Source organism: Streptomyces lancefieldiae, assembly GCF_031845825.1.
Taxonomy (GTDB): Bacteria; Actinomycetota; Actinomycetes; order Streptomycetales; family Streptomycetaceae; genus Streptomyces; species Streptomyces lancefieldiae.
This window is the reverse complement of record NZ_JAVRFH010000018.1, coordinates 48,585-71,907: the sequence shown is the minus strand read 5'-3', so window position 1 is coordinate 71,907 and position 23,323 is coordinate 48,585. Positions and strand designations below refer to the sequence as shown.

At 71.2% G+C, this 23,323-nt stretch carries 17 protein-coding genes; 12 read left to right on the top strand and 5 right to left on the bottom strand.

Annotated elements, in window-relative coordinates; genetic code table 11:
- Positions 1 to 24: 24 nt before the first annotated feature.
- Positions 25 to 2,025: an ATP-dependent DNA helicase gene (locus RM812_RS19330; protein ID WP_311574066.1), complete on the top strand. Its 2,001-nt coding sequence runs from the start codon at positions 25 to 27 to the stop codon at positions 2,023 to 2,025.
- A 151-nt stretch (positions 2,026 to 2,176) separates the two neighbouring features.
- Here RM812_RS19330 and lexA read toward each other — a convergent pair whose 3' ends face one another.
- Positions 2,177 to 2,956: a transcriptional repressor LexA gene (lexA, locus tag RM812_RS19325; protein WP_311574064.1), complete on the bottom strand. Its 780-nt coding sequence runs from the start codon at positions 2,954 to 2,956 to the stop codon at positions 2,177 to 2,179.
- Positions 2,957 to 3,554: 598 nt separating this feature from the next.
- Here lexA and nrdR point away from each other — a divergent pair.
- Complete coding sequence (nrdR, locus tag RM812_RS19320) at positions 3,555 to 4,103, top strand: transcriptional regulator NrdR (protein WP_311574062.1); 549 nt, start codon at positions 3,555 to 3,557, stop codon at positions 4,101 to 4,103.
- Between the two features lie 166 nt (positions 4,104 to 4,269).
- Positions 4,270 to 7,167: a vitamin B12-dependent ribonucleotide reductase gene (locus RM812_RS19315; protein ID WP_311574057.1), complete on the top strand. Its 2,898-nt coding sequence runs from the start codon at positions 4,270 to 4,272 to the stop codon at positions 7,165 to 7,167.
- A gap of 146 nt (positions 7,168 to 7,313) precedes the next feature.
- Here the strand turns inward: RM812_RS19315 and RM812_RS19310 are convergent, their stop codons facing one another.
- The gene (locus RM812_RS19310) at positions 7,314 to 7,847 is read right to left on the bottom strand and encodes a TerD family protein (protein ID WP_311574054.1); all 534 of its coding nucleotides are present in this window, start codon (positions 7,845 to 7,847) and stop codon (positions 7,314 to 7,316) included.
- A gap of 158 nt (positions 7,848 to 8,005) precedes the next feature.
- On the opposite strand from RM812_RS19310, the gene RM812_RS19305 reads away from it, so the two are divergent.
- The 3 genes from RM812_RS19305 to RM812_RS19295 all read left to right on the top strand — a co-directional run bounded on the left by RM812_RS19305 (position 8,006) and on the right by RM812_RS19295 (position 10,296).
- Positions 8,006 to 8,611, top strand: a complete 606-nt coding sequence (locus tag RM812_RS19305; RefSeq protein WP_311574052.1) for a YdbC family protein — start codon at positions 8,006 to 8,008, stop codon at positions 8,609 to 8,611.
- Between the two features lie 107 nt (positions 8,612 to 8,718).
- A complete protein-coding gene (locus RM812_RS19300) occupies positions 8,719 to 9,378 on the top strand; it encodes a histidine phosphatase family protein (RefSeq protein WP_311574050.1) in 660 nt (219 codons plus the stop codon).
- 12 nt (positions 9,379 to 9,390) lie between these two features.
- The gene (locus RM812_RS19295; protein ID WP_311574048.1) at positions 9,391 to 10,296 is read left to right on the top strand and encodes an ADP-ribosylglycohydrolase family protein; all 906 of its coding nucleotides are present in this window, start codon (positions 9,391 to 9,393) and stop codon (positions 10,294 to 10,296) included.
- A 313-nt stretch (positions 10,297 to 10,609) separates the two neighbouring features.
- Here RM812_RS19295 and RM812_RS19290 read toward each other — a convergent pair whose 3' ends face one another.
- Positions 10,610 to 12,157 (bottom strand): MFS transporter, encoded by a 1,548-nt coding sequence (locus RM812_RS19290; RefSeq protein WP_311574046.1) that lies wholly within the window; start codon positions 12,155 to 12,157, stop codon positions 10,610 to 10,612.
- Between the two features lie 193 nt (positions 12,158 to 12,350).
- Between RM812_RS19290 and RM812_RS19285 the strand changes: the two genes are divergently transcribed.
- From RM812_RS19285 to RM812_RS19275, 3 genes are all read left to right on the top strand, one after another.
- On the top strand, positions 12,351 to 12,971 hold the full coding sequence (locus RM812_RS19285; protein WP_311574044.1) for a TetR/AcrR family transcriptional regulator: 621 nt from the start codon (positions 12,351 to 12,353) through the stop codon (positions 12,969 to 12,971).
- A gap of 81 nt (positions 12,972 to 13,052) precedes the next feature.
- Positions 13,053 to 13,754, top strand: coding sequence for a ribonuclease HII (locus RM812_RS19280; protein ID WP_311574180.1), 702 nt, complete (start codon positions 13,053 to 13,055; stop codon positions 13,752 to 13,754).
- A gap of 68 nt (positions 13,755 to 13,822) precedes the next feature.
- Complete coding sequence (locus tag RM812_RS19275; RefSeq protein WP_311574042.1) at positions 13,823 to 14,449, top strand: hypothetical protein; 627 nt, start codon at positions 13,823 to 13,825, stop codon at positions 14,447 to 14,449.
- A 217-nt stretch (positions 14,450 to 14,666) separates the two neighbouring features.
- Here the strand turns inward: RM812_RS19275 and RM812_RS19270 are convergent, their stop codons facing one another.
- Together RM812_RS19270 and RM812_RS19265 are read right to left on the bottom strand one after the other, a co-directional pair.
- On the bottom strand, positions 14,667 to 15,281 hold the full coding sequence (locus RM812_RS19270) for a hypothetical protein (protein WP_311574040.1): 615 nt from the start codon (positions 15,279 to 15,281) through the stop codon (positions 14,667 to 14,669).
- A gap of 282 nt (positions 15,282 to 15,563) precedes the next feature.
- Positions 15,564 to 17,729 (bottom strand): RecQ family ATP-dependent DNA helicase, encoded by a 2,166-nt coding sequence (locus RM812_RS19265; RefSeq protein WP_311574038.1) that lies wholly within the window; start codon positions 17,727 to 17,729, stop codon positions 15,564 to 15,566.
- Positions 17,730 to 17,874: 145 nt separating this feature from the next.
- On the opposite strand from RM812_RS19265, the gene RM812_RS19260 reads away from it, so the two are divergent.
- The 3 genes from RM812_RS19260 to RM812_RS19250 all read left to right on the top strand — a co-directional run bounded on the left by RM812_RS19260 (position 17,875) and on the right by RM812_RS19250 (position 23,293).
- Positions 17,875 to 19,446, top strand: a complete 1,572-nt coding sequence (locus RM812_RS19260; protein ID WP_311574036.1) for a DUF4192 domain-containing protein — start codon at positions 17,875 to 17,877, stop codon at positions 19,444 to 19,446.
- 792 nt (positions 19,447 to 20,238) lie between these two features.
- Positions 20,239 to 20,997: an NUDIX hydrolase gene (locus tag RM812_RS19255; protein WP_311574034.1), complete on the top strand. Its 759-nt coding sequence runs from the start codon at positions 20,239 to 20,241 to the stop codon at positions 20,995 to 20,997.
- Between the two features lie 124 nt (positions 20,998 to 21,121).
- A complete protein-coding gene (locus RM812_RS19250) occupies positions 21,122 to 23,293 on the top strand; it encodes an ATP-binding cassette domain-containing protein (RefSeq protein ID WP_311574031.1) in 2,172 nt (723 codons plus the stop codon).
- Positions 23,294 to 23,323 lie beyond the last annotated feature (30 nt).

Genomic DNA, 23,323 nt, shown 5'->3' with positions numbered 1-23,323 from the left:
CCCGGGCCGTAGGGTGGTCGCGCTATGACGAAGCCCTCTCTCCCCGAACTCCTGCACGCCGCCGTCACCGCCGTCGGCGGCACGGAGCGTCCCGGCCAGGTGGCCATGGCCGAAGCCGTCGAGGAAGCGATCGACGGCGGCTCCCATCTGCTGGTCCAGGCCGGCACCGGTACCGGCAAGTCGCTGGGCTACCTCGTGCCCGCGCTGGCCCACGGGGAGCGGGTCGTCGTGGCCACCGCGACCCTGGCCCTGCAGCGCCAGCTCGTGGAGCGCGACCTGCCGCGCACGGTCGACGCGCTCCATCCGCAGCTGCGCCGCCGTCCGGAGTTCGCGATGCTCAAGGGCAGGTCGAACTACCTGTGCCTGCACCGCCTCCACGAGGGCGTTCCGCAGGACGAGGAGGAGGGCCTGTTCGACCAGTTCGAGGCCGCCGCCCCCACCAGCAAGCTGGGCCAGGACCTGCTGCGGATGCGTGACTGGGCGGACGAGACCGAGACCGGCGACCGCGACGACCTCACGCCCGGGGTCTCCGACCGGGCCTGGTCGCAGGTCTCGGTGTCCTCCCGGGAGTGCCTGGGCGCCACGAAGTGCGCCTACGGCGCCGAGTGCTTCGCCGAGATGGCCCGCGAGCGCGCCAAGCTCTCCGAGGTGGTCGTCACCAACCACGCGCTGCTCGCGATCGACGCCATCGAGGGCGCCCCCGTGCTGCCGCAGCACGAGGTGCTGATCGTCGACGAGGCGCACGAGCTGGTCTCCCGGGTCACCGGGGTGGCCACCGGCGAGCTCACCCCCGGCCAGGTCAACCGGGCGGTGCGGCGGGCCGCGAAGCTGGTCAACGAGAAGGCCGCGGACCAGCTCCAGACCGCCGCGGAGGGCTTCGAGCGGCTGATGGAGCTGGCGCTGCCGGGCCGCCTGGAGGAGATCCCGGAGGACCTCGGGTACGCCCTGATGGCGCTGCGCGACGCGTGCCGTACGGTCATCTCGGCGATCGGCACGACCCGCGACAAGTCCGTGCAGGACGAGGACGCCGTCCGCAAGCAGGCGCTGGCCTCCGTCGAGTCCGTGCACGACGTGGCGGAGCGGATCACGAACGGCTCCGAATGGGACGTCGTCTGGTACGAGCGGCACGAGCCCCGCGGCGGAGCCGCGTATCGACCCAGCGGCGCCTCCCTGCGCGTCGCCCCCATGAACGTCTCGGGCCTGCTGCGCGAGAAGCTCTTCACCGACCGCTCGGTCGTCCTGACCTCCGCGACCCTGAAGCTGGGCGGCGACTTCAACGGCGTCGGCGCCTCGCTGGGCCTCGCCCCCGAGGGCACCGAGGGCGACGACGTGCCCCAGTGGAAGGGCGTCGACGTCGGCTCGCCCTTCGACTACCGCAAGCAGGGCATTCTCTACGTCGCCAAGCACCTGGCGCGCCCCGCCCGTGACGGCGACCGCGGCGACATGCTCGACGAGCTCACGGAACTGATCCAGGCGGCGGGCGGCCGCACGCTGGGGCTGTTCTCCTCGATGCGTGCGGCCCAGCTGGCCGCCGAGGAGCTGCGCTCCCGCATCCCGGAGTATCCGATCCTCCTCCAGGGCGAGGAGACGCTCGGCGAGCTGATCAAGAACTTCGCCGCCGACCCGAAGACCTGCCTCTTCGGCACGCTGTCGCTGTGGCAGGGCGTCGACGTCCCCGGGCCGAGCTGTCAGCTGGTCGTCATGGACAAGATCCCGTTCCCGCGCCCCGACGACCCCTTGATGAGCGCACGCCAGAAGGCGGTGGAGGAGGCCGGCGGCAACGGCTTCATGGCGGTCGCCGCCACGCACGCCGCGCTGCTGATGGCCCAGGGTGCCGGCCGTCTCGTACGGGCGTCGGGCGACCGCGGCGTGGTCGCCGTACTGGACCAGCGGCTGGCGACGGCCCGGTACGGGAGCTATCTGAAGGCGTCACTGCCCGACTTCTGGTTCACCACGGACCGCAACCAGGTCCGCAAGTCGCTCGCCGCGATCGACGCGGTGGCGCGGCAGACGGAAGGCGACTGAGCGCGGGGGCCTCTGCGCGGCGAGGGCCCCGCTCGCACTCTTGTCGCCCCCGGGGTTCCGCACAGCGCGGGGCCCCGGAACCGGCGCAGAGGTTCCGGGGCCCGGTCGGGTCGGCGGGGCGCTGTCGTGGCGCACCCGCCCGCCGTGGCGCTCAGACGCGGCGCAGTACGGCCACCACCTTGCCGAGGATGGTCGCGTCGTCACCGGGGATCGGCTCGTACGCCGCGTTGTGCGGAAGGAGCCAGACGTGGCCGTCCTCGCGCTTGAAGCGCTTGACGGTGGCCTCGCCGTCGAGCATCGCGGCCACGATGTCGCCGTTCTCGGCGACGGGCTGGCGGCGGACCGTGACCCAGTCGCCGTCGCAGATGGCCGCCTCGATCATCGAGTCACCGACGACCTTCAGCACGAACAGCTCGCCGTCACCGACCAGCTGCCGGGGCAGGGGGAAGACGTCCTCGACGGACTCCTCGGCGAGGATCGGGCCACCGGCGGCGATGCGCCCGACGAGCGGGACGTACGACGCGGCCGGCTTGCCGGCGGTGTCCGTGGGCTGCACGGAAGCGGCCTGGTCCGAGCCGCGCACCTCGTAGGCGCGCGGGCGGTGCGGGTCGCGGCGCAGGAAGCCCTTGCGCTCCAGCGCCATCAGCTGGTGCGCCACCGACGAGGTGCTGGAGAGGCCGACGGCCTGGCCGATCTCGCGCATCGACGGCGGGTATCCGCGCCGCTGCACGGAGTCCCGGATGACCTCGATGACCCGCCGCTGTCGGTCGGTGAGCCCGGAGCTGTCAGCCCGGATGCCGGGAGGTCGGCCCGGCAAGGAGCGCTTTTGCCCGTCTGGATTCGTGGCGTCGCTCATGGCGTGCACCGGCTCAGGTCGGCCCTGGGGGCGGTCCTGGGCAGTGATGGTGGCACTGTCGGCGGTGGTGGTCACGTCGGCCCCTCTCGATGGTCTCCCTGCTGCACAACGGTAGTAGCTTTCGAAAGGTTGCGCCAAACACACGTTCGAGTGAAAAATCGCGGATTATCGACCCGGATTGCATGTCTGGGTGTATGGCTACCGCGGCGCCCGGCGGACAAAAGAGCCGATTGTTGTACTGTTCACCGCCGCGGCGGCGGCCTCGGGATGTCGCTCCAGTCTGCCATCCGGCATTCCGTCCGGCGGGACCGGTTCCCCCATCTGTGCGGTAGTCCCACGCGCCCTCCCCGGGGCGCCCACCGTTTCTCCGCATGCTTCGGAGGGGCGCGGTCGTGTGCGCTCGTCCGCCGTGTCGCCGTGGACCCTGTGCCGCTTGTGGCGCGGGCGCCGCGCGGCCACGGCCGGGGCCTGTACGTACGGCTGCGACACGCGTGCGGGGCGTGAAGGTGTGAGTCAATCACCACATCTAGTGGTTGGATTGCGGTGGCAGCCCACAAGTTGTGGTCCCCCGGGTCTTGGAGCCCGCCGCGATCGCCTATGCTGGGGGCTGCTTCGAGGGGCCTGAAGGGCCTCCTGAGGCTATTGAGTCTGCTGTGAGGAGGGTTGGGAGTTCATGCACTGCCCCTTCTGCAGGCACCCCGACAGCCGGGTCGTCGACAGCCGTACGACCGACGACGGCACGTCGATCCGCAGGCGCCGCCAGTGCCCTGACTGCTCCCGTCGTTTCACGACCGTGGAGACGTGCTCGCTCATGGTGGTGAAGCGGTCCGGGGTCACCGAACCGTTCAGCCGCACCAAGATCATCAACGGTGTACGCAAGGCCTGCCAGGGCCGGCCCGTCACCGAGGATGCGCTCGCCCAGCTCGGCCAGCGGGTCGAGGAAGCGGTGCGGGCCACCGGAAGTGCCGAGCTGACCACCCATGACGTGGGGCTGGCCATACTCGGCCCGCTGCAGGAACTCGACCTCGTCGCCTATCTGCGATTCGCCTCCGTCTACCGGGCGTTCGACTCGCTCGAGGACTTCGAGGCCGCGATCGCGGAGCTCAGGGAGGCGACGGGGCATCCCGGCGGAGGCGGCGAGGCCGACGCGGGGAGCCAGGAAGACGGCCGCGGGGCCACGGGGACGGCATCGGTCCCCGAGCCCGCAGGCGCCGCCGACTGACCGGCGGGCCGGACCCGGACCTCGGCGCCGGGGCCCGGCCGGGACGGCGGCGAGAAAAAGACCTGTTGCGGGCGGAGCGAGAGATGCCCGCAACACCAGACAGAACACCGTGCCACGGGAACAAGCGGGGCACTTCAGGGCGTTTTCGCCCGTACAGGGAGGCGGCATGACAGAGACGGCGAGCGGTCCGGCACGGAGTTCCCGCGCCAAGGGCAGCAAGGCGGGCAAGGGACTCCGTGTCGAGCGCGTCCACACCACCCCCGGGATCCACCCCTACGACGAGGTGGCCTGGGAGCGTCGTGACGTCGTCATGACCAACTGGCGCGACGGCTCGATCAACTTCGAGCAGCGTGGCGTCGAGTTCCCCGACTTCTGGTCGGTGAACGCGGTCAACATCGTCACCAGCAAGTACTTCCGCGGGGCCGTGGGCACCCCGCAGCGTGAGACCGGCCTCAAGCAGCTGATCGACCGCATCGTGAAGACGTACCGGAAGGCCGGCGAGGAGCACAACTACTTCGCCTCGCCCGCCGACGCCGAGATCTTCGAGCACGAGCTCGCCTACGCCCTCCTGCACCAGATCTTCAGCTTCAACAGCCCCGTCTGGTTCAACGTCGGCACACCCCAGCCGCAGCAGGTCTCCGCCTGCTTCATCCTGTCCGTCGACGACTCCATGGAGTCGATCCTCGACTGGTACAAGGAAGAGGGCATGATCTTCAAGGGCGGTTCGGGCGCCGGCCTGAACCTCTCCCGGATCCGCTCCTCCAAGGAGCTGCTCTCCTCCGGCGGCAACGCCTCCGGCCCGGTCTCCTTCATGCGCGGTGCCGACGCCTCCGCCGGCACGATCAAGTCCGGTGGCGCCACCCGCCGCGCCGCCAAGATGGTCATCCTCGACGTCGACCACCCCGACATCGAGGACTTCATCGAGACCAAGGTCAAGGAAGAGGAGAAGATCCGCGCCCTGCGCGACGCGGGCTTCGACATGGACCTGGGCGGCGACGACATCACGTCCGTCCAGTACCAGAACGCCAACAACTCGGTCCGCGTGAACGACACGTTCATGAAGGCCGTCCAGGACGGCGGCAAGTTCGGCCTGACGTCCCGCATGACCGGCGAGGTCATCGAGGAGGTCGACGCCAAGGCGCTCTTCCGCAAGATGGCCGAGGCCGCCTGGGCCTGTGCCGACCCGGGCATCCAGTACGACGACACCATCAACCACTGGCACACCTGCCCGGAGTCCGGCCGTATCAACGGCTCGAACCCCTGCAGCGAGTACATGCACCTGGACAACACGTCCTGCAACCTGGCCTCGCTGAACCTGATGAAGTTCCTGAAGGACGACGGCAAGGGCCACCAGTCCTTCGATGTCGAGCGCTTCGCGAAGGTCGTCGAACTCGTCATCACCGCGATGGACATCTCCATCTGCTTCGCGGACTTCCCGACCCAGAAGATCGGTGAGAACACCCGCGCCTTCCGCCAGCTCGGCATCGGCTACGCCAACCTGGGCGCCCTGCTGATGGCGACCGGCCACGCGTACGACTCCGACGGCGGCCGCGCCCTGGCCGGCGCCATCACCTCCCTGATGACCGGCACGTCGTACAAGCGCTCCGCCGAGCTCGCCGCGATCGTCGGCCCGTACGACGGCTACGCCCGCAACGCGCAGCCACACCTGCGGGTCATGAAGCAGCACTCCGACGAGAACGCCAAGGCCGTCCGCATGGACGACCTGGACACGCCGATCTGGGCGGCCGCGACCGAGGCCTGGCAGGACGTGCTGCGCCTCGGCGAGAAGAACGGTTTCCGTAACTCCCAGGCCTCCGTCATCGCCCCGACCGGCACCATCGGTCTGGCGATGTCCTGCGACACCACCGGCCTCGAGCCCGACCTCGCCCTGGTCAAGTTCAAGAAGCTGGTCGGCGGCGGCTCGATGCAGATCGTCAACGGCACCGTCCCGCAGGCCCTGCGCCGCCTGGGCTACCAGGAGGAGCAGATCGAGGCGATCGTCGCCCACATCGCCGAGCACGGCAATGTGATCGACGCCCCGGGCCTCAAGCACGAGCACTACGAGGTGTTCGACTGCGCCATGGGTGAGCGCTCCATCTCTGCGATGGGCCACGTCCGCATGATGGCCGCGATCCAGCCGTGGATCTCCGGCGCCCTCTCCAAGACGGTGAACCTGCCGGAGTCGGCGACCGTCGAGGACGTCGAGGAGGTCTACTTCGAGGCGTGGAAGATGGGCGTCAAGGCGCTCGCCATCTACCGCGACAACTGCAAGGTCGGCCAGCCCCTCTCCGCCAAGACCAAGCAGAAGTCCGCAACGGACGCCGTCACGGAGAAGGCGGAGGCCACCATCCGTGAGACGGTCGAGAAGGTCGTCGAGTACCGCCCGGTCCGCAAGCGCCTCCCGAAGGGTCGTCCCGGTATCACCACGTCCTTCACGGTCGGCGGCGCCGAGGGCTACATGACCGCCAACTCCTACCCGGACGACGGTCTCGGCGAGGTCTTCCTGAAGATGTCCAAGCAGGGTTCGACCCTCGCGGGCATGATGGACGCCTTCTCCATCGCGGTCTCCGTCGGCCTTCAGTACGGGGTGCCGCTGGAGACGTACGTCTCGAAGTTCACCAACATGCGCTTCGAGCCGGCCGGTATGACGGACGACCCGGACGTGCGGATGGCGCAGTCGATCGTCGACTACATCTTCCGCCGCCTGGCGCTGGACTTCCTGCCCTTCGAGACGCGCTCCGCGCTCGGCATCCACTCCGCCGACGAGCGCCAGCGTCACCTGGAGACGGGTTCGTACGAGCCGTCCGACGACGAGCTCGACGTCGAGGGCCTGGCCCAGTCGGCGCCGCGCACCCAGGAGCTGAAGGCCGTCGTCACGCCGAAGGCCGAGGTCGAGGCGGCCAAGCCCGCTCCGCAGCAGGCGCACACCAGTGCCGAACTGGTGGAGATGCAGTTGGGCATCCAGGCCGACGCCCCGCTGTGCTTCTCCTGCGGCACGAAGATGCAGCGGGCCGGTTCCTGCTACATCTGCGAAGGCTGCGGCTCGACCAGCGGTTGCAGCTGACACGTGGTCGAATAGGTTGAGCAAGGGTTGAGTAAGGGGCGTCCGCTACTGCGGACGCCCCTTACTCATGGACCGGACCTTCGCACCGGACCCATGCACGGGGTCATGCACGGGGTCATGGTCAAAACCCATGCACCGGCGTGCCGTCAGGGCCGGCGGGCCGAGCCCATGGTGGCGGCGAACGTGGCCGGGTCGCCGTCGAAGCCGTGGACACCGCCACGGAACTCCCACGCCCCCGTCTCGTCGCGGACGAACTCCGCGACCGTAGCCGCCGCCGCGCCCGGCACACCACCGAAGTCGTCCGCGGCCAGGTCGGTGTAGCCCTCCCGGATGCGCAGGCCCGGGTTGGCCACGCCGCCGAAGGTCCGCCCGTCGGAGCGCTGCTGGATCGCGACGCCCACCACCACGCGCGCGTACCGTGCGTCGAGCCGCTCCAGCTCCAGCGTCATGACCTCGTCGAAGCCGAAGCCCTTGCCGTCCCGGCTGTCCCGGTTCAGATAGATGGTGCCGTCGGGGGAGCGGCTGTCGAAGTGCACCACGTAGGAGGGAGCGCCGTACGGATCGCCCGCCGGGTAGGTCCCGGCGACGATGTCCAGGTCGGCGGGCGGCTCGCCCGCCGGACTAGGGTCCCACCGCAGCGCGACCTCGACCTTTCGAATTCCCTTGCTGAGGCCGTTCACAGACTTCCCCTTCCCAGGTCCCCCGCCCTGCTCGGCCACCTGAACTGCCGAGCGGTGACGGCCGGTTGTCCATCCTGCCACGCGCGCGGAGGCGGTCGCGGGAAAGCGGTCGGCCCGAGAGTGACCGGTGCCACGTTCCCTGGCCTTACCATGGCGCGGTGCTGGTCAAGTGGATTCGCTGCACCGTGGTGGACCGCCGCGGGTTCGAGCGGGGGCAGCGAAAGTGGGCGGGGCTTCCGGGGGAGCCGGGTTTTCGGGGGCAGGGGGGTGGCTGGAGCCGCGGGCGACCGGACGTGGCGCACGTCTTCGCCTTCTGGGAGAGCCGCGCCTTCTACGACTCCTTCATGGCCCGTTCCCACGACCGGCTCGCCTCGGCCCAGGCGGGTACCTTCAAGGACGCCCAGGTCAGGCTCTTCGACTACCGGTTCGACGTGAAGACCGGGTTCGAGCCGCGTTTCACGGACGCCGATCTGCTGCGGGTGGCGCTCTGCCGTGTCCATGAAGAGCGGGCCGAGCACTACGTCCTCATGCAGGAGAAGGTCTGGAACCCCGCGATGGCCGGTTCGCCCGGTATGGTCCGCGGGCTGTTCGGCGAGGCGCCGGGGAACGAGTACCTGGTGCTGTCCATGTGGCGGTCGGCCGCCGAGCACGGCAAGTACCGCACCGAGCGGGTGGAGCGGCTCGCGCTGCGCGCCCAGACGGAGGCCGACGTCGCGGCGCTGACGGGCGACATCGTGCAACTGGAACCCTCGTGGACCGTTTGAGTTCCGGCCCGGCTCGCCCGGTGCCGAGGTGCGGAAATCGTGTGATGTACGCCGTATGGGGCTCGTCCGAGTGCATGGTTTCGCGGGTCTCGATCTAGGGTTCTGACATGGCACGACCACGGCGCATCGTTCTTGTCCGGCACGGCGAGTCGACGGGCAACGTCGATGACACCGTGTACGAGCGCGAACCGGACCACGCGCTGGGCCTCACCGAGCAGGGCCGGGCGCAGGCGGAGAGTACGGGCAAGGGGCTGCGCGAGGTGTTCGGGCGCGAGCGGGTCAGTGTGTACGTCTCGCCGTACCGCCGGACGCACGAGACACTCCGGGCCTTCCACCTCGATCCCGGGCTCATACGGATACGGGAGGAGCCCCGGCTGCGTGAGCAGGACTGGGGCAACTGGCAGGACCGTGACGACGTGCGCCTGCAGAAGGCCTACCGGGACGCCTACGGTCACTTCTTCTACCGCTTCGCCCAGGGCGAGTCCGGTGCCGACGTGTACGACCGGGTCGGCGGGTTCCTGGAGAGCCTGTTCCGCAGTTTCGAGGACCCCGACCATCCACCGAACGTGCTCCTGGTGACCCACGGTCTGGCCATGCGGCTGTTCTGCATGCGGTGGTTCCACTGGACGGTCGCGGAATTCGAGTCGCTGTCGAACCCCGGGAACGGCGAGGTGCGGATGCTCGTTCTCGGTGAGGACGGCAAGTACACCCTTGACCGGCCCTTCGAACGCTGGCGAGATCCGGAACCGTACGGGATCACCGGATAGAGTGGCAGGGCGATGACCGCTCATTCACCTCCTGACGGGCGCCTGGCCCGGGCCCTGTCCAGCCTGCGCGGACTGTCGGTGGGGGACGCGCTGGGCTCGCAGTTCTTCGTGCCCGCGAACTACCCGTTGCTGATGCGCAGGGAGTTGCCTCCCGGGACCTGGCAGTGGACCGACGACACGGAAATGGCCTGTTCCGTGGTCTCCGTCCTGGCCGCCCATCACCGCATCGACCAGGACGCGCTGGCACACTCCTTCGCCCACCACCACGACTTCGACCGCGGCTATGGTCCCGCGGTCAACCGGCTGCTGCGCCTGGTCCGGGAGGGTGGCGACTGGCGCGAGCTCGCCGCCGCGCTGTTCAACGGCCAGGGGTCCTGGGGCAACGGTGCCGCGATGCGCATCGCGCCGCTGGGCGCCTGGTACGCGGACGACCCGGAGCAGGCCACCCACCAGGCGGAGATCTCCGCGTACCCCACCCATCAGCACCGGGAGGCGGTGGTCGGCGCCATGGCGGTCGCCGCGGCCGCCGCCCTGGCAGCCGACCCCGACGGCCCGCCCGCGCCGCACGCGCTGCTCGACGGGGTGATCGCGCTGGTCCCCAGGAGCGCGGTCGGCGCCGGGCTGCGACGTGCCCGGGACATGCTCGACTACGGCGACGCGACCACGGTCGCGGCCGTACTGGGCTGCGGCAGGCGTACGACCGCCCACGACACCGTTCCATTCGCCCTCTGGTCCGCCGCGCGCTCTCTCGGGGACTACGAGCACGCTTTCTGGACGACCGCACAGGTCGGCGGGGACGTGGACACGACCTGCGCCATCGTGGGCGGGGTGATCGCTTCCACGAGGGAGGGGGCGCCGCCTGCCGAGTGGGCGGGGCGTGTCGAGGCGCTTCCGGCGTGGATGGCGGCGACGGTCTAGCGGGTCCGCGCGGCGTCCGGGCGGTGTCGGCGCATGCGGGTCGAAACTCTCCGTGCCCGGTGGGAACTCTCGGTGACCGCGCGTTCGTTGTTGTGGCATCCGCTGTGTGAGGCGTGGGTCCGGACGGAGTCCGGAGGGCCACGAGGGGTTGGGGGGTGTGGGGATGCCGTTGGCACAGACCGGCGCGTTGCTGCTTGCCTTGTTGCTGCTCGTCCGGCCGATCGCCCCGCCGACCGCGAGCCGGCGGGGTGAGCGTCGAGAGGCGTGCGTGTCGCCCGTCGACGGTCCCCGGCCGGCCCGTGGTGGCGCGTCGTCAGCCCACTCCCGGCCCGGCCGAGCCGGACAGGGCCTCCAGGTCGCTCTTGCGCACCCGGATCACCAGCCAGGCCGTGGCCAGGGCGAGTACGGCCATGGCGGCAGCCGGCATGAAGGCCGCGGAAATGCCCTGGGCCAGCACGTCGTGCCCCCAGGGCGCGGGCAGCTGATGCGTCCGGGCGAACTCCGCCTGCTGCTCCGGCGAGCCGTTGGTGAGGAAGTCCGGCACCTGCTTCTCGGCCTCGTTCTTGCTGGCCGTGCCGAACACCGTCGTCAGGATGGCGAGGCCGATCGATCCGCCCACCTGCTGCATCGCGTTGAGCAGCCCGGACGCCGCGCCCGCTTCGTGCTGGGCGACCCCGGAGACCGCGGTCAGCGTCAGCGTCACGAAGTTCAGCCCCATGCCGAGGCCGAAGATGAGCATCGGCCCGAGGACCCCGCCGACGTAGGAGCTGTGGGAGCTGATGAGGGCCTGCCATCCGAGCCCGATCGCGGCCAGCGCCGAGCCCGCGAGCATGAACGGCTTCGGGCCGAACACGGGCAGGAACCGCTGGGACAGACCCGCGCCGAGCGCGATCACCACCGTGACCGGCAGGAAGGCCAGGCCGGCCTGGATGGGGCTGTAGCCCAGCACGTTCTGGACGAACAGCACGATGTAGAAGAACATGCCGAACATCGCCGCGGCCAGGCTCAGCATGATCACGTAGGTGCCGGAGCGGTTGCGGTCGGCGAACATCCTCAGCGGGGTGATCGGCTCCTTGGCCCGCCTCTCGGTGAAGACGAAGGCCAGCAGCAGGACCACCGCGGCCGCGAAGGATCCGATGGTCAGGGTGTCCCGCCAGCCCTCGTCCGCGGCGCGGATGAAGCCGTAGACGAGGGACGCCATGCCCGCCGTCGAGGTCACTGCCCCGGCGATGTCGAAGCGGCCGGAGTGCCGCTCGGACTCGTTGATGTACAGCGGCGTGAGCACGGCGATCAGGACACCGATGGGCACGTTGACGAAGAGCACCCAGCGCCAGTCGAGCCACTCGGTGAGCATGCCGCCCGCCAGCAGACCTATGGCGCCGCCGCCCGCGGACACGGCCGCGAAGACGCCGAAGGCCCGGTTGCGTTCCGGCCCCTCGGGGAAGGTGGTGGTGATGAGGGCGAGGGACGTGGGCGACGCGATCGCGCCACCCACACCCTGCAGGACGCGCGCCGCCAGCAGCTGCCAGGGTTCCTGGGCGAAGCCGCCGAGCAGCGACGCGAAGGTGAACAGCAGGATGCCGGTCATGAAGACCCGGCGCCGGCCCAGGATGTCACCGGCTCGGCCGCCCAGCAGGAGCAGGCCGCCGAAGGTGAGCGTGTAGGCGCTGACGACCCAGGTGAGGTCGGTGGTGCTGAACTTGAGTGCTTCTTGAATGTGCGGGAGGGCGATGTTCACAATCGTCGCGTCGAGTACCACCATGAGCTGGCAGGCCGCGATGATGGTGAGCGCGATGCCGGGGCGCCCCTCCCGGCGGGCCGCTCCCGGCTTCTGGTCTTGGAGCAGAGAAGAGGTTGTCACCATGTGTCCCCCACGAACGGCTTAGTGAACGATCGCGTTCACTGTCGCTTCCACGTTAGTGACTCCCCGACAGTGGACGCAAGCGTTCACTGTTTTGTGCCGCCGAGTACCTCGTCCCCCGCTGTGGTCGCGCGGCAGGTCAGCCCGTTGTCCCCGAAAAAATCGCTTCCCCCGTTTCCTGGAGACCCTCGACATGGTTGCTTCGCACTGGGTGGCCGCCTCCGCCCAGACGCCGTCCCGTCGGCGTGGCGCGGTCCTGGAACGCGCGATCCTCGACGCCGCGCTGGAGCAGCTCGGCACCGTCGGCTGGAACGGCCTGACGATGGAGGGTGTGGCCGCCGGCGCCCAGACGGGCAAGGCGGCGGTCTATCGCCGCTGGCCGTCCAAGGAGGACCTGGTCGCGGACGCCCTGCGGTCCGGCCTGCCGCGCTTCGACACGGTGCCCGACCTGGGGAGCGTGCGTGAGGACCTTCTGGCGCTGTGTCGACGGGCGCGCGACGCGATGTTCTCCCGCCCCGGGCTCGCCTGGCAGGCGGTCGTTCACGAATGCGACAGCATGCAGGCGGAGCGCTTCCATGCGGTGATCATCAACGGGGTGGTCGAGCCGACCCTCAAGATGCTCCGTGAGGTCATCAACCGCGGAATAGAGCGGGGCGAGGCCCGGGAGGGTGCGGCGAACGGCTACGTCTTCGACGCCATCCCGGCGATGATGATGTACCGCTCGAAGATTTGTGGAAGTGAATGGCCGGACCAGGAAATCGAGGAATTGATCGACCAGCTGATGGTTCCGCTGCTGCGGCCCGACGGCGCCTGACTCCCGCCCGACCGGGGTCAGGTCTCCTTAGGGGAACCAGGGTGTCGCCGGAGGTTCGGGGCGGCGTAGGCTATGAGCGTCATGCCGTACGAACCGCCTACTCACACCGTCGAGCGCTCACTCCGCGCCACGACCGGAGCGAAGATCATTGCCGGTGTCGACGAGGTGGGGCGCGGTGCGTGGGCCGGTCCGGTCACTGTCTGTGCCGCGGTCACCGGGTTGCGCAGGCCTCCGGCCGGACTCACCGATTCCAAGCTGCTGACCGTCAAGCGACGCGGTGAACTCGCCGCGGAACTGCGGACCTGGGTGACGTGCTATGCCCTGGGACACGCCTCTCCGGAGGAGATCGACGCGCAGGGGATGACCGCGGCGCTGCGGTTGGCGGCCGTGCGTGCCCTGGAGACCCTGCCGGTCCGTCCCGACGCCGTCATACTCGACGGCAAGCACGACTATCTCGGGGCGCCCTGGAAGGTCCGTACGGTGATCAAGGGCGACCAGTCCTGCGTCGCCGTCGCGGCGGCTTCGGTACTGGCCAAGGTTCAGCGCGACAAAATGATGGCCGAACTGGGTATCGACCATGCAGACTTCGGTTTTGCGGACAACGCCGGGTATCCGTCGCCCGTGCACAAGGCCGCACTGGCGGAGCGGGGGCCCACCCCGCATCACCGGTTGTCGTGGGCGTATCTTGATGCGCTGCCCCAGTGGCGGCACCTCAAGAAGGTCCGCAGTTGGGTGGACGGAAGCGTTCCGGAAATCGAGGGTCAGCTCGGATTCGATTTCTGACGGTTCCGCTCGCAGGCATGTGCCACCCGCCGACGCGAGCCGCACCAACGTTTGATAAACATCAGCTCATGCCTCTCATTCCCGAGGAGCCTCAGATTCACGAGAAGGCCCAGGGTCCCCGCGCCACTCCGGCCAGCGGCCGCACCGCGTCGACCCCCCGCCCCGTACCCGGCCCCCGTCCCGCGGCCCCGCCGCGGCCCGGCCGACCCAACCCCGTGCGGCCCGCGCCGCCGGCGCAACGTGCGCCGCGCGACACGGCCAAGCCCGCACCGTCGGGACCGGCAGCTCCGGCACCAGTTCCGGCCGCCCCGCAGATCCAGCTGATCCCGGCTTCGCCCGAAGGCGCGCTCGACGCCGCCGAGGAGGCCGTGGACCTGCTTCTGGACTCGGGGCGCGCCCCCGGTGACGTGCTGGTGATCACCACCGGCGAGCCCCATCCGTGGGCCGCCCACGAACTGTCCTTCGGCGATGCCGCCTACTGGGCGCAGCACGACGCGGGCGATGACGTCTTCTACGCGGACGCCGCCGTCGCGGACCGTGCCGCGTCGCGGGCCGTCGTCGTGGTCGTGGTCAACGGTGGCCCCGAAGCCGCCGCTGTCACCGCCCTGTCCGTGGCACACACCCGGGCCGACGCCCTGCTGATCGTCTGCGGTGACCCGCAGCGCATCAACTCGGTGCTGGGCGCGGGCGTCTGAGCCCGGTCCGCCGCATGCGGCGGGCGTCGGAACGGTCCCCGCACGGTGGCTGATTCGGCGTTCCCGTCACGGCCTCGGGACGGAGGACTTGTTCCCGCCCGACCCGGGGGACGTCGGCGCGTCTTGCGGGTAGGGGGGGCGTACGGGCGTCACGCCGTGCTGTCACAGGCCTGGATGCCGCTGCGTGGACACGCGGCGCGCACCGGGCCCGTGGTGCTCAGCGAGCTGCCGCGCGCCGCAGCACGTCCGAGGCGACGCCGCCGGTGCGCGGTGGCGGGGGCGGCGCCTGCGACGTGGCGAACGGCTCCGGCGCCGAGGTCGCGTGGGGCCGACGTCCCCCGCGCCCCTCACCGAAGACCTGCCAACCGTCACGGGTCAGCGTGATGTAGGCGCCGCAGCGCAGCCCGTGCAACGTGCAGGCGTCCCGCAGCCCCCACATCCACGCGCCGTCCTCCTCCGTCCAACGATCGTCGCCCTCACGGCAGTAGAGCAGGACGGCGGTGCGCACCGGGGTGCGGCGCCGCAGATCGTGCGGGATGACCCGTCGCAGTTGGGCGAGCAGGGCGTTGCGGAACAACCACCCGTCGGCCGGGGCCCGGCGGCTGGTGAACGAGGCGCTCGCACGCAGTCGTTCGTCCGGATCGAGGACGGCCACGATCGCGGTCGCCGGCTCGGGGTGGTGCCGCGCGTGCAGTCCGCTGACGACCTCGCGCGGATTGCGCAGCAGCGGGATTCCGGCAGCGGCCCACTCCGCCGGTTCGAGCATGCGAGTGGCGGAAGGGGCCGACGACGACAATGATGCCGTCGAGGACGGAGCGAATCCGAAGGTCACGTTCCTCCCTTCGGCTACGCGCCCACACTGCGGGCGGGGGTCGGATTCGGGGGAGCGCGCACCGCAGTGAAGCCCTGCCGGATCACGGACGAGCCGTGCGGGGAGCGGAGTTCAATTCTTCCTGTCGAACTTGGTTGCGGCAACGAGCAATTGGGACCGACGACCGTTATCGGATGATGTGCGTTCTATATCCCTACCCAGAGCGCAGTTGGGTGACGCGCGGGGCGCGCCACCCGGAGTCGCGCGGGGCCGTGGGCCGGCGCGGTGCGCCGAGGTGGGCGATCAGCCCTGCACGGCCAGGACCAGTGGCAACACCCCGTGGGCGCCGGCGCGCCGCAGTAGGCGGGCCGCCACCGCCAGGGTCCAACCGGTCTCGGTGCAGTCGTCCACGAGGAGCACCGGGCCGTCAAGGCCGCCGAGGGTGGCGGCGAGGTCGGGCGGCACGGTCAGCGCGCCGTCGAGTGCCTTGAGCCGCTGCGCGCTGTTGCTGCGGGACGCCCTCGGTGCCTCACCCGTGTACTCGACCGAACCGAGCAACGGCAGCCGGCCGACCTCGGCGATGCGTGCTCCCAGGGATTGGATCAGCCGAGGCCGGGAGCGCGAGGCGACGGTCACCACCCCGGCCGGGCGTGGCTGGCCGTCCGCCGCGCCCGAGGCCCAGCCGCCGGGTCCCTTCGCCCAGTCGGCCAGCACCGTAACGACGGCCTGGGCGACATCGTCGGGCACCGCACCGTCCGGCGCCTGGGCAGAGAGCATCGGTCGCAGCCGATTGCCCCACCCGATGTCGGACAGGCGGCCCAACGCCCGCCCCGTCGAGGCCTGTTCACCGGCCGAAATGCGCCCCTTCAAATCGACGCCGATCGCCGGAAGCCCGGTCGGCCACATACGGCGCGGCTCCACCTCGACGCCGGCCCGGCCCAGGTCGACCCGCGCGGCGTCGAGGGCGTCGGTGGAGGTGTCCGCGGTGAAGCGTGCGCCCGCGCAGTTGTCGCAGTGGCCGCAGGGCTTGGCGCCCTCGTCGTCCAACTGGCGTTGCAGGAACTCCATCCGGCAGTCGGTCGTCGAGGCGTAGTCACGCATCGCCTGCTGCTCGGCCTTCCGCTGCCGCGCGACCCAGTCGTACCGCTCCGCGTCGTACGTCCACGGCTGCCCCGTGGCGATCCAGCCGCCTTTGACCCGCTTGACCGCGCCGTCCACGTCGAGGACCTTGAGCATGGTCTCCAGTCGGGAGCGGCGCAGCTCCACCAAGGGCTCCAGGGCGGGCAGCGACAGGGGCCGCTCCGCGTGCGCGAGGACGTCGAGCGTGCGGCGCACCAGCTCCTCCGACGGGAAGGCCAGAGAAGCGAAGTACTGCCAGATCGCCTCGTCCTCCTTGCCCGGCAGGAGGAGCACCTCGGCGTGCTCGACACCGCGCCCGGCACGGCCGACCTGCTGGTAGTACGCGATGGGCGAGGACGGCGAGCCCAGGTGGACCACGAAACCCAGGTCGGGCTTGTCGAAGCCCATGCCCAGCGCCGAGGTGGCGACCAGTGCCTTGACCCGGTTGGCGAGCAGGTCGTCCTCGGCCTGCTGCCGGTCCGCGTTCTCGGTCTTGCCGGTGTACGAGGAGACGACGTGGCCGCGCTGCCGCAGGAAGGCCGTGACCTCCTCCGCGGCGGCCACGGTGAGTGTGTAGATGATCCCGGAACCAGGAAGTTCGTGAAGGTGATCGGCGAGCCAGGCCATCCGGTGCGCGGCGTCGGACAGTCGCAGCACCCCCAGACTGAGGCTCTCCCGGTCCAGCGGACCGCGCAGCACCAGCGCGTCCGACGCGCCGCCGGTCCCGAGCTGCTCCGCGACGTCGGCGGTCACGCGCGCGTTGGCGGTGGCGGTCGTCGCCAGGACGGGCACCCCCGGCGGGAGGTCGGTGAGCATCGTGCGCAGCCGCCGGTAGTCCGGGCGGAAGTCGTGGCCCCAGTCGGAGATGCAGTGGGCCTCGTCCACCACGAGCAGCCCGGTCGCGGCGGAGAGCTTGGGCAGCACCTGGTCGCGGAAGTCCGGGTTGTTGAGCCGCTCGGGACTCACCAGCAGCACATCGACCTCGCCCACGGCGATCTCGTCCTGGATCGCGTCCCACTCCTCGGTGTTCGAGGAGTTGATGGTCCGGGCGCGGATGCCGGCCCTGGCGGCGGCCTCGACCTGGTTGCGCATCAGCGCGAGCAGCGGGGAGACGATCACGGTGGGGCCGGCACCCCTGGCCCGCAGCAACGCGGTCGCCACGAAGTAGACCGCGGACTTGCCCCACCCCGTGCGCTGGACGACCAGGGCCCGGCGCCGGTCGGCGACCAGCGCCTCGATCGCCCGCCACTGGTCTTCCCGCAGCCGGGCGCCGCCCGAGGCGTCGCCGACGAGGCGGGCGAGGACCGCATCGGCCGCTGTCCGGAGATCCGCGTTGCTCGTGTGCTCCATGCGTTCCATACAACAGGACGGGACTGACATCCGGGCGCCGGGGCGGTGCGGCACGACTCCCGGACGCAGCACTGGGTGACGTGTCCCTGGTGAGAGTTATCCACAGGGCAAAGCGGAATTTTCTGATCCGCGAGATCGTCGGGCCATGACGAACCACAGCGAAACGACCGGATCCTCCGAGAACGGCGACATCCCGGGTCCCGCGAAGCCGGGCCGTGCGGCCCCCACCCCGTACGACAGCCCCGGCGAGGAACACCAGGTCACCCTGCGGACCCCCGCCGAGCTGGCGGACGCCCTGCCGTATCTCCTGGGGTACCGCCCCGAGGACAGCATTGTCCTGGTCGCCCTGCGCGACCGGGACGGGCGTGGCCGGTTCGGCGGTCGTGCCCGCCTGGGCATTCCCGCGAGCGCGGACGACTGGGCGAGCGCGGCCGGACAACTGGCGCACGGCCTGGTGACCGGCAGCGAGCGCCGAGGAGTCCGGCCCGAGCAGATGGTCGCCTACCTCTGCCAGGAGCCGGGGCGGGGAGAGACCGGCCGACAGGTGATGGAGCGACTGCGCCCGCTGGCCCAGAGGCTGCGCGTCGAATGCGGTGCCCTCGACGTGCCGGTGGTCGAGGCGCTGTGCATCTCGGACGGGCGCTTCTGGTCGTACTGCTGTGACGACGACGCCTGCTGCCCGGCCCAGGGCGTCCCCATGGGACTGCCGGGTACGTCCGTGCTGGCCGCGGCGGCCACCTATGCCGGCATCCAGGTGCGAGGCTCGCTGCGCGAGCTGCGGGCCAGGCTGCTTCCGCTGGAAGGCGCCGCGGCACTCGAGCAGACGACCGCCCTGGACGCGGCAGCCATGACGGTGGTCTCCCGGATCCTCGACGACGCCGGCCGTGCGGACGTGGCAGAGGAGACGCTGTGCTTGACGCGGCGGGTCATGCGACGGCTCAGCGAGGCGCCGCCCGTGTCCGGTGTGCCCGCCGAGGACCTGCGCGACGACCAGCTGCTCGGACACGACGAGGCAGCGGCGCTGATTCTCGGCCTCCAGGACCGTACGACCCGTGACCGTGCCGCCGAATGGATGGAGGGTGACGAGGCCGGGCCCGCGCTACGCCTCTGGCGGGCCCTGGCTCGCCGCTGCGTCGGCCCCTACGGCGAACACGCGGCCGCGCCTCTGACCCTCGCGGGGTGGGTCGCCTGGTCCACCGGCGACGAACTGGAGGCCCGGGAGGCCCTGGCCATGGCACTGGGCGCAGATCCGGACTACCTCTTCGCCCGGCTCCTGCACCAGGCGTGCAACGAGGGCCTCGACCCGGAGTCGATCCGTCGCTGCCTGCGTGCGGAGCGTGGGGGCCGTGGGGGTACGGAAGGTGGCACGTCGGAAGGTGGCACGTCGGGCGGTGACGGGCAGGCCGGCAGGCCCGGGCAACGTGCGCCGGGCGAGCCCACCCCCGCCCCCGAGGCGCCTCCCCGTCGGCTGCGCCGCCCGCGCTCAGTGGCCTCGGCCGACGGCGTGCTCAGCCGTGCGAGGGCGCAGGGCCGTGGGCCGCGCGTGAAGATCGTGCGTCCACGCACTCCGGCGGGCGGTGAGCGCCCTGGCGCGGCGCGGACGGACCGCACGCGCTCGCGCGCACCGCAGAAGGAGGCGACAGGGCGGGAGGGCATCTGCCGGGGAGGTACGCGTAGGGGAGAGCACGGGACCGAAGGAGGTGGCGAGCGGGCTTGAAGGAGTCGGGGTGGCCGTAGGGCGGCGGCGGGTCCTTGGGTGGGGAACAGCGGGGGAGGTGGGGAGGGAGGGGCCGGGAGGAGGGGAGGGTGCAGGCGTTCGGATGGCGGCCGGGACCGGTGAGGTGCGGGAACTGCCGGCCGTCGGCCCGTACCTGCTGTCGGGGTGAACCGGCACGGAGGCGCCCCTCCGCTGCTCCGTGCTCCTCGCGGCGGCCGTCGCTCGGGGCTCGGGGCTCGGGGCTCGGGCTGAGCCTCTGGGAGCACGGGACGGACATGAGGCTGCCGGCAGCAGCACGGTGTCTGACCCGGGCGGGCTGCGGACCACCGTCCGGGACCGCACGTATGAAGCTGCCCCGTCCCCCGACAGTCCTTTTCGCTCCTCTGCGAGACCCAGGCCCGCGCCCACCGCGCCGCTCTGCCCAGCGCCGAGCTGCTCGACGCCCGCGGCAGACCGGGCGGGGCCGGACTGCGGCAGTGGGCCAGTGGCCGCGGACGGCGTTCCAGTGGGACCTCCGGATCGACGATCCGGCAGATGGAGGCCCGCGTGGCAGGCCCCGGGGGGTTCGGGGCGCCGGTCACCCGTCCGTGTCCGCGTCGGTCGGCTCGGCGCCGGGGCAAATGGGCGAAGGGGCGGCCGGGCGACCCTGGAACTGGGCCTTGACCTGGCCCGACGCGGCACGGCGCGGTGATCGGAAGCAGACGGGGGCGCCCGTCGGACGGATGCGGATCAGCCGTCCGAGCGGCCGACGAAGGGAGTGTTTATCGTCAGGAAGACGACTATGATCGCCGCATGCCCTACGACCCGTCAGCCTTTCCGCCCTTCGCCGTCACTGTGGATCTGGTCGTGCTGACCGTTCGCCGCCACTCGCTGTGCGCGCTGGCGGTACGCAGGGGCGAGCCGCCGTTCCAGGGCCGCTGGGCCCTGCCCGGCGGTTTCGTACGGGCCGACGAGGACCTGGCACAGGCGGCGGCCCGGGAGCTGGCCGAGGAGACGGGACTGTGCGTGCACGACCCCGCCGCACCCATCCAGGACAACGGTGCCCATCTGGAGCAGCTCGCGACGTACGGCGCCCCCGAGCGCGATCCCCGGATGCGTGTGGTCAGCGTCGCCCACCTCGCACTCGCTCCCGACCTGCCCGCTCCCCGGGCGGGCGGTGACGCCAGCAACGCGCGCTGGGCACCGGTCGAGGAACTGCTGGAGCCGGGCGGTTACGGCCGTGACAGCGAGCCGGTGGCGCTGCTCGCCTTCGATCACGCCCAGATCCTGGCGGACGGGGTGGAAAGGGCCCGCTCCAAGATCGAATACTCGTCGCTGGCCACCGCTTTCTGCCCGCCCGAGTTCACGGTCGGGGAGCTGCGCCGCGTCTACGAAGCGGTGTGGAGCGTGTCACTCGACCCGCGCAACTTCCACCGCAAGGTAACGGGCACCCCGGGCTTCCTGGTCCCCACCGGCGGGACGACCACCCGCCAGGGAGGCCGCCCCGCCCAGCTCTTCCGGGCCGGCGGCGCGACTCTCCTCAACCCCCCGATGCTGCGCCCCGAGGTCTGACACCGAGGCCCGGGCGGAACCCCGGAGCGAACGGCGGACAAGGAATCGACACGGCCTGTCACCTCAGGCCCGACAGGCCCCGTGATGCCCGAAAAATCGGATATGGCACGCTATCTTGCTACAGGTGATCCAGGCCTTCGGATTGACCAGCAACCCTCGCAAGGAGTTTCCGCCCGCAGTCGACGACGTCTCCTTCGAGGCGCGCGCCGGCCGCGTCACCGCACTGCTCGGAGCACCGGGCGCCGGCAAGACGACGGTGCTCAGACTCATGCTCGAACTCCAACGCGGCCGTGGTCTCACCTACTTCAGAGGCCGCCCCCTGCACCGCATCGCCCATCCCTCACGTGAGGTCGGGGTGCTGCTGGGCGATGTGCCGGGGCACCCGGCCCGCACGGTGCGCGGCCACCTCCGCATGCTGTGCGCGGCGGCCGGGGTGCCGGTCCGGCGCGCCGACGAAGTCCTGGAGTCGGTCGGGCTCGTGAGCCTGCGCGGCGAACGCCTCGGCACCCTCTCGCGCGGCATGGACCGACGTGTCGGGCTGGCCTGCGCACTGCTTCCCGACCCGCACACCCTGGTCCTCGACGACCCCGCCGGCGCGCTCTCCGCCCGTGAGGCCCGCTGGCTCCACGGCATGCTGCGCGCCCACGCGGCGCAGGGCGGTACCGTCCTGTTCAGCACGGCGGATCCCAAGGAGGCCGCGCGTACCGCCGACCACGTCGTCACCCTGGACCGGGGCAGAGTCGTCGCCGACCAGGAAGCCGCGGTCTTCTCCCGCACCCGTCTGCGCCCCCGTGTCGCCGTCCGCAGCCCGCACGCCCCCCGCCTCGCTGCCCTGCTGACCAAAGAAGCGCGCGCGGCCCGCCGTTCCGTCGAAGTCGTTCGCGAGGCCGGCAACCGCCTCGCCGTGTACGGCAGTACCTGTGCCGACATCGGCGACACAGCGTTCCGCCACGGCATCCTCGTACATCAACTGGCCGATGAAGTAGGCGACATGGGACCGGGTGCGGGTACGGCGCCCGCAGCCTGGCAGCTGACCGGGGCCGCTTCCGACCGCACCCTCACCGCCCCCGAGTCGATCCCCGGCGCCCCCAGGCCCCTCCCCGATGTTCCGCTGCCGGAGCCGGACGCACCCCGGCCACCCGCCAACGACCTTCAACCTGTCCCCGGTACCCCGCAACCGTCCCCGGCGACGCCCCCACGCACCGACGCTCCCGGGCCGGGCGACGCCACAGCGCCGGGCGGCGCCCCCGAGCCTCGCACCGACCCCGTCCCGGGCAGCCCTCCCGAGCGCCGTAAGGCTCCCGAGCCCCGTAACGCGTCCGAGCCCGGTGGCGCTTCCGAGCCCGACGTTGCGTCTCCACGGGCCGGCGCCTCTCCCCCCGACGACCCGTCGGAGCCGCCCGCCCCCCACTCCTCACTCGCCACCCCCCGGTACAGGCCGCGCTCCCACACCGCCCTCCGTCCCGCCGCAGCCACCGCACGCGACGCACCCTCCACACTGCCGCCCCCCATCTCCGTCCGTTCCGCCCCCAGCCCCCTTCGCCCCCTCCGCTACGAACTCCGCCGTGCGGCCGGCATCAGCACCGGATACGTCACCGGCGCCGTGGTCCTCGTCGTGTCCGCGGTCACCGCTCTGGTCCTGGCCCGCGTCGGGCACACCCCGCAGCCGCGTCTCCTGGCCGCATGGCCGAGGGAACTCCCACTGCCCCCCGTGGCGCTCGGTGCCGGGCTGCTCGGCGCGCTCTCCTTCGGCGACGAGTTCCGTCACCCCGCCCTGGCGGCGGACCGCGGTACCGTGCCTCGTCGGATGGGGCTGCTGACCGCCAAACTCCTCGTCTCCGCGGCCGGCGCGCTGGCGCTGGCCGCCCTGACGGTGAGCTGCGACGCCGAGGTGCTCCATCTGTTCTACGGGCGGGAACTCGTGCGGGTCCCCACCGACTGGCCCGTACTGAGCGCCGGTTGGCTCGGGCTCGTCGTCGCGTGTGCCTGGTCCGGTGTGCTCGCCGCGGGCGTGTTCCGGTCCACCACGGCCGGGCTCGCGGCGGTGGTCGCCGTTCCCGTCCTGGTCGTACCACTCGTACAGAAGGTCTGGGAGGGGCCGTCCGTGCGGACCGCCGCCGGCCTTCCGATGCGGGTGCGCGAGGTTCTCCTGACGCAGTGGCCGTTCGGTGGGGAGCGGTACGTGGCCGAAGTGCTGCGCGTGGTCGTCCAACCTGTCGGCAGCGCACTGACGTTGTCACTCACCACTCTGCTCTGCGCTTATCTGCTCATGACCGTGCGCAGCAGGGCCCGGTGAGGCGCCACCCATCCCCTTCCGGTCCGACCG

Bases quoted from the DNA above. Each gene is read 5' to 3' on its own strand.
- RM812_RS19330 (WP_311574066.1), top strand. From the start codon at position 25: ATGACGAAGCCCTCTCTCCCCGAACTCCTGCACGCCGCCGTCACCGCC.
- nrdR (WP_311574062.1), top strand. From the start codon at position 3,555: ATGCACTGCCCCTTCTGCAGGCACCCCGACAGCCGGGTCGTCGACAGC.
- RM812_RS19315 (WP_311574057.1), top strand. From the start codon at position 4,270: ATGACAGAGACGGCGAGCGGTCCGGCACGGAGTTCCCGCGCCAAGGGC.
- RM812_RS19300 (WP_311574050.1), top strand. From the start codon at position 8,719: ATGGCACGACCACGGCGCATCGTTCTTGTCCGGCACGGCGAGTCGACG.
- RM812_RS19295 (WP_311574048.1), top strand. From the start codon at position 9,391: ATGACCGCTCATTCACCTCCTGACGGGCGCCTGGCCCGGGCCCTGTCC.
- RM812_RS19285 (WP_311574044.1), top strand. From the start codon at position 12,351: ATGGTTGCTTCGCACTGGGTGGCCGCCTCCGCCCAGACGCCGTCCCGT.
- RM812_RS19280 (WP_311574180.1), top strand. From the start codon at position 13,053: ATGCCGTACGAACCGCCTACTCACACCGTCGAGCGCTCACTCCGCGCC.
- RM812_RS19275 (WP_311574042.1), top strand. From the start codon at position 13,823: ATGCCTCTCATTCCCGAGGAGCCTCAGATTCACGAGAAGGCCCAGGGT.
- RM812_RS19265 (WP_311574038.1), bottom strand. From the start codon at position 17,729: ATGGAGCACACGAGCAACGCGGATCTCCGGACAGCGGCCGATGCGGTC.
- RM812_RS19260 (WP_311574036.1), top strand. From the start codon at position 17,875: ATGACGAACCACAGCGAAACGACCGGATCCTCCGAGAACGGCGACATC.
- RM812_RS19255 (WP_311574034.1), top strand. From the start codon at position 20,239: ATGCCCTACGACCCGTCAGCCTTTCCGCCCTTCGCCGTCACTGTGGAT.